Genomic DNA, 4,796 nt, shown 5'->3' on the forward strand with positions numbered 1-4,796 from the left:
AATACCCCCACCGCCAACAAATAGACCCGCCCGTCCACCGAGCCCCCTCCTACGTCGATCGCGTGGGTTTCGCGTCACGACGTCGGTTATCCCCGTACCCCCGCGACGCTAGGCCCGCCCCGCCCGCCCCCGCAATCCCGGTTCCCACAAGATCAAGGTGTACTCAGTGCGGAGAATTGTCCGATTCTCCACGCTGAGTACACCTTGATCTTGATTCCTCGGCTGTCGTCGGCACGCGCGGGCGGGGGCGTGGAGGCCGCCCACTAGGGTGGGGGTATTCCATGGTGGGCGTGATGAAGGAGACCAGGTGACCACGAACCGGATCCGGGTGGGTGTGCTCGGGGCGCGCGGGAAGGTCGGGCAGGCCATCTGTGCCGGTGTCGAGGCGGCTGCGGATCTGGAGTTGGTGGCGCAGGTCGACAAGGACGACTCGCTGGAGGCGTTCACCGCCGCGGGCACCGAGGTGGTTGTCGACTTCACCCATCCCGATGTGGTGATGCCGAACCTGAAGTTCCTGGTGGAGAACGGCATTCACGCCGTCGTCGGCACCACAGGCTTCGATGCCGGTCGCCTCGAGCAGGTGAAGGGCTGGCTGGCGGCCAAGCCGGAGGTCGGTGTGCTGATCGCGCCGAACTTCGCCATCGGCGCGGTGCTGAGCATGCGATTCGCCGAGCAGGCGGCGCGCTTCTTCGACTCGGTCGAGGTCATCGAGCTGCATCACCCGAACAAGGCCGACGCGCCCTCGGGCACCGCGTTCCGTACGGCCGGTCTGATCGCCGCGGCACGGGAGAAGGCGGGCGTGGGCCGCAGCCCGGATGCCACCAGCCAGGAGCTGGAGGGCGCGCGCGGCGCGGATGTGGACGGCGTGCGCGTGCACTCGATCCGGCTGGCTGGCCTGGTCGCCCATCAGGAAGTCATCCTCGGCACCCAGGGCGAGACGCTGACCATCCGCCACGATTCCCTCGACCGCACCTCGTTCGTGCCGGGCGTGCTGCTGGGTGTGCGTAAGACGCCGCTGCGGCCGGGCCTGACCGTGGGCATCGACCCGCTGCTCGACCTGTGAGCGCCCCGGCCGACAACAACACTCGCGAGGTCTACAAGCGGGTCGGTTTCATCGCCGCCCTGGTGCTGATCCTCGGGTTCTATTTCGTGCTGCTGGGCCGGATCGCGATCGATCTGATCACCTCCGGCAAAGTCGCGGCGATCCTGCTCGGCGTCGGCGTGCTCATCCTGCCGCTGCTGGGCGTATGGACGGTCGCGACCAGCGTGCGGGCCGCCTTCGCGCATCAGCACCTGGCCCGCCGTATGCACGACGAGGGCGGTGAACTGGATGTCTCGGCGCTGCCGCGCCGCGCGTCGGGCCGTATCGAGAAGGACGCCGCCGACGCCCTTTTCGAGCAGGTGAAGGCGGAGTTCGAGGCGGACCCGGAGAACTGGCGCAGCAACTACCGCGCCGCCCGCGCCTACGATTACGCGGGCGACCGCAGCCGGGCGCGCGAAATGATGAAGCGCGCAGTCGAATTGGAGCGCGCGGAGCGTTCGGGCAAACGGTAGCCCGGGTTTCGCGCGAAACCTGCCGGTAGCCTTTAGCGGGAGTAAAGTCCGGCCGGTGAAGTTCATGGTGGGTTATGCGCTCGCGGTGGCCTGTGCGGCGATGGGGTCGCCCGCGGCGGGGTCGGGTGTGGCGCGCGCGGACGAGGCGCCCTCGTGTGTGGAGTACGACAACGGGTACAAGCTGGAGTGGCAGGCCAGCTGGGCGATCTTCGAGGCCGAGCAGCAGAATCCGGACGACGGCCGCGCGGTGACCGAGGTGGATCTGCCGATCACCATCGACGCCCCGCTGGACAAGGTGTGGGACGTGTACTCCGATGTCAGCAAGGGGATCGGGCGGCATTCGTTCCTCAAGGACGTGATCATGCACCGCACCTGCGACCAGGACGGTGTGGAGATCCGGGATTTCACGGCGCTGGAAGACATTCCGATGGGCTCGGCCACCTTCCCCGGCCACACCCAGGCCGAACAGCGGCTGCACCCGGACGAGCACTACTACACTTCCGACAGCTGGGACGTCCCGAACGTCACCACGCATCAGCTGATCACCTTCACCGACAACGGTGACGGCACCACCTCCGTGAACGAGCATCTGCAGTTCATCGCGGACGTCGCGCTCATCGACTTCACCACCGAGAACGGCGTTGCCGCGCACCGTGCCTCGCAGACGGCGGTCAAGGCCGATATCGAAAACGGCACGCTCTGAAGCGATCACGACAAATGTGGCCCGGAACCTGTTGGTTCCGGGCCACATTCGTGGTGCCGGTCGGCCGCGGCTCGCACTCCGAGGAGTCCGGCCACCCGTGACGGGCGGGTGCCGGTGAGAAGCGGTGTGCTCAGCGGGCCGTACCGGCATTTCCACCGGGCCCGGGGATTCCGCGCGAATCACCCGGGCCGCAGGGGTTTTGCGATGTCAGGGCGCGGGATGCACCGTGCGCCAGTGCTCGGCGATGTCGATGCGCCGGGCGAGCCAGACCTTGTCGTGCGACTGCACGTAGTCCACGAAGCGTTCCAGGGACTTGAAGCGGGCGGGCTTGCCGATGATGCGGTTGTGCAGGCCGATCGAGAGCATCTTCGGCGCTCCCGCGGCGCCTTCGGCGTAGAGCACGTCGAAGGCGTCCTTGAGGTAGGAGAAGAACTCCTCGCCATTGGCGAACCCGGCGGGGGACGCGAACCGCATGTCGTTGGTTTCCAGGGTGTACGGCAGCACCAGCTGGTCCTGCTCGCCGACCTTCACCCAGTACGGCAGGTCGTCGCCGTAGGAGTCCGAGTCGTAGACGAACCCGCCGTGCTCCACGACCAGGTCGCGGGTGTTGGGCGAGTCGCGGCCGGTGTACCAGCCTTTCGGCGCTTCACCGAAGAGCTTGGTGATGATGCGCACCGCCTCTTCCATGTGCGCGCGCTCGGTCTCCTTGTCCACCAGCTGATAGGTGAACCAGCGCAGCCCGTGCGAGCAGATGTCGTAGCCGAGACGCTTGAACGCCGCGACGGCTTCCGGGTTGCGCTCGAGCGCCCGCGCCACACCGAAGATGGTGAGCGGGATGTCGCGCTGCTCGAACAGCCGCAGGATCCGCCACAGTCCGGCGCGAGAACCGTACTCGTACATGGTCTCGACGCTCTGGTGGCGGTTCGGGAACGCCCCGCCGGGAACGATGTCCGGGGTGAGGAACGCCTCGGAGCCCTCGTCACCGTCGAGCGGGTTGTTCTCGCCGCCCTCTTCGTAGTTGAGCACGAAGTTGATGGCGATGTTCGCATCGCCGGGCCAGTGGGGATGCGGCGGGTTGGGGCCGTACCCCACCATGTCCCGCGGGTAGTTCAGGTCGAAATCGCTCATGCCAGTTCATTTTCCAGCTCGGCACGCAGCTGCGCGCGGGCTTCGTCGGTCAGGGTGCCGAACAGTCGCAGCCGCGCCATGCCGCCGTCGGGGAAGGCGTCGAAGCGCACCCGCACGACCGCCTCGGCGGCGTCGATCAGGAAGCGGTGCCGGGTGTCGGGCTGCAACCGGGTGCGCGGCAGCAGTTCCACCTCGGAGCCGTCGGCGCGGATACCGGTGAGCGCGCCCGCGCCCGGGGCGTTGAAGAGGAAGTACGAGGTGTCGATCTCCGCGGCGGTGATGACGCCCTCGGCGGCCAGCTGCACCAGCACCCAGTCGTTGACGGACTTGTCGCGTCCGCGCGCGGTCTCCCAGCCGTCACCCATGCTGGCCGCGCGGCCCGGCATCAGGATGTTCTGCGGGTGCGAGAAGAAGATGTTGGAGCAGTCGGCGACCAGGCCACCGTTCTCGATCGCGGCCAGGTCGAACGGGCCCGACTCCAGCCACGCGAGATCCGGCTTGGCGACGCCGTGCACGCGCAGCCGCGCGATGCCGCCGTCGGGGAACATGCTCAGCCGCACGTGCGTCCAGCGCTTGGTGGAGTCCACCGCGAACGGGTTCTTCGAATCGCCGTTCACCTTGGCGCGCTCGACGATGGTGGTCCAGCCCTCGGCCGCCACCAGCTCCTCGGTCGACGGATGGCCTTCCACCGCAATGGCTTCCACCGAAACCTCGGGCGGGTAGTTGCCCTTGAACCAGGCGGTGTCCACGACCACGCCCTTGATCACGCCGGGCACGCCCAGGCGGATGATGGCGGTGTCGCGGTCGTCCCCGGCGGGGTGATCGCCGTTCGCGCCGCGGCGGCGACGGGTCTCCCAGCCGTCGTACACCTGGCCCTTGTGGCCGAAGGTGGCGGGGGAGTAGGTGGCCGCCTGCGGGCGGATGAGGTTCTCGCGCTCGGCGAAGGACTCGTCGTTGGCCCACAGCACGGCGCCACCCAGGGTGCGCACGGCCAGGTCCGGAAGCAGCGTGAAGTCGTCGCTCATAGCGCCGGAATCTTCCTTTCTCGCAGTTGATGCAGTACGTCGACAGAGGCTTTGGGGGCGATGGCGGTGACGTCGGCGGGATCGAACGCGCCGCATTCCAATCCGCGCAGCACCACGGTGGCCAGCGCCTGCGCGGTGGCGGGCTCGTCCATGACCGCGCCGCCCTGGCGATCCAGGTAGCGGCCGATGCGCGGGGCGGCGACGCCGAGGCCCTCGCGGAAGAAGGCGAAGGTGGCCAGCCAGCGGGTGACCAGGTGGCCCGCGCCCATGTCCCAGCCCTGGTAGTAGCCGCGCTCGAGCGAGCGGGTGACCAGGCGGAAGTGCCGCGACACCGCCGCGCGCACCTCCTCCTCGGTGCCGATGGGCAGCACCTGGGTGGAGCCGTC

General features: G+C 68.3%; 6 protein-coding genes. 3 read left to right on the plus strand and 3 right to left on the minus strand.

All coding sequences use genetic code 11. The features are described from left to right. The first annotated feature begins 307 nt into the window (after nucleotides 1-307). Genes dapB through ACWELQ_RS38230 form a run of 3 tightly spaced genes read left to right on the plus strand, consistent with a single transcriptional unit; the run spans nucleotide 308 to nucleotide 2,257 of the window. Entirely contained in the window at nucleotides 308-1,063 is a 756-nt protein-coding gene (dapB, locus tag ACWELQ_RS38220; RefSeq protein WP_452401892.1) for a 4-hydroxy-tetrahydrodipicolinate reductase, read from the plus strand. Next, the gene (locus ACWELQ_RS38225) at nucleotides 1,060-1,554 is read left to right on the plus strand and encodes a hypothetical protein (protein ID WP_452401893.1); all 495 of its coding nucleotides are present in this window, start codon (nucleotides 1,060-1,062) and stop codon (nucleotides 1,552-1,554) included. The genes dapB and ACWELQ_RS38225 overlap by 4 nt, the downstream gene beginning before the upstream one ends. Nucleotides 1,555-1,609: 55 nt before the next feature. Next, nucleotides 1,610-2,257, plus strand: a complete 648-nt coding sequence (locus tag ACWELQ_RS38230) for a hypothetical protein (RefSeq protein ID WP_452401894.1) — start codon at nucleotides 1,610-1,612, stop codon at nucleotides 2,255-2,257. A 207-nt stretch (nucleotides 2,258-2,464) separates the two neighbouring features. Here the strand turns inward: ACWELQ_RS38230 and puuE are convergent, their stop codons facing one another. From puuE to ACWELQ_RS38245, 3 genes are all read right to left on the minus strand, one after another. Then, nucleotides 2,465-3,385, minus strand: a complete 921-nt coding sequence (gene puuE, locus ACWELQ_RS38235; protein WP_452401895.1) for an allantoinase PuuE — start codon at nucleotides 3,383-3,385, stop codon at nucleotides 2,465-2,467. Beyond that, the gene (gene alc, locus ACWELQ_RS38240; protein WP_452401896.1) at nucleotides 3,382-4,410 is read right to left on the minus strand and encodes an allantoicase; all 1,029 of its coding nucleotides are present in this window, start codon (nucleotides 4,408-4,410) and stop codon (nucleotides 3,382-3,384) included. The genes puuE and alc overlap by 4 nt, the downstream gene beginning before the upstream one ends. Further along, a partial coding sequence (locus ACWELQ_RS38245; protein WP_452401897.1) for a DUF6986 family protein occupies nucleotides 4,407-4,796 on the minus strand: 390 nt, incomplete at its 5' end. The genes alc and ACWELQ_RS38245, both read right to left, overlap by 4 nt.

It is taken from the genome of Nocardia sp. NPDC004722 (assembly GCF_053601505.1).

What these genes read in the sequence shown, in the direction of transcription:
- puuE (WP_452401895.1), bottom strand. Translation starts at nt 3,385, where the DNA reads ATGAGCGATTTCGACCTGAACTACCCGCGGGACATGGTGGGGTACGGC.
- alc (WP_452401896.1), bottom strand. Translation starts at nt 4,410, where the DNA reads ATGAGCGACGACTTCACGCTGCTTCCGGACCTGGCCGTGCGCACCCTG.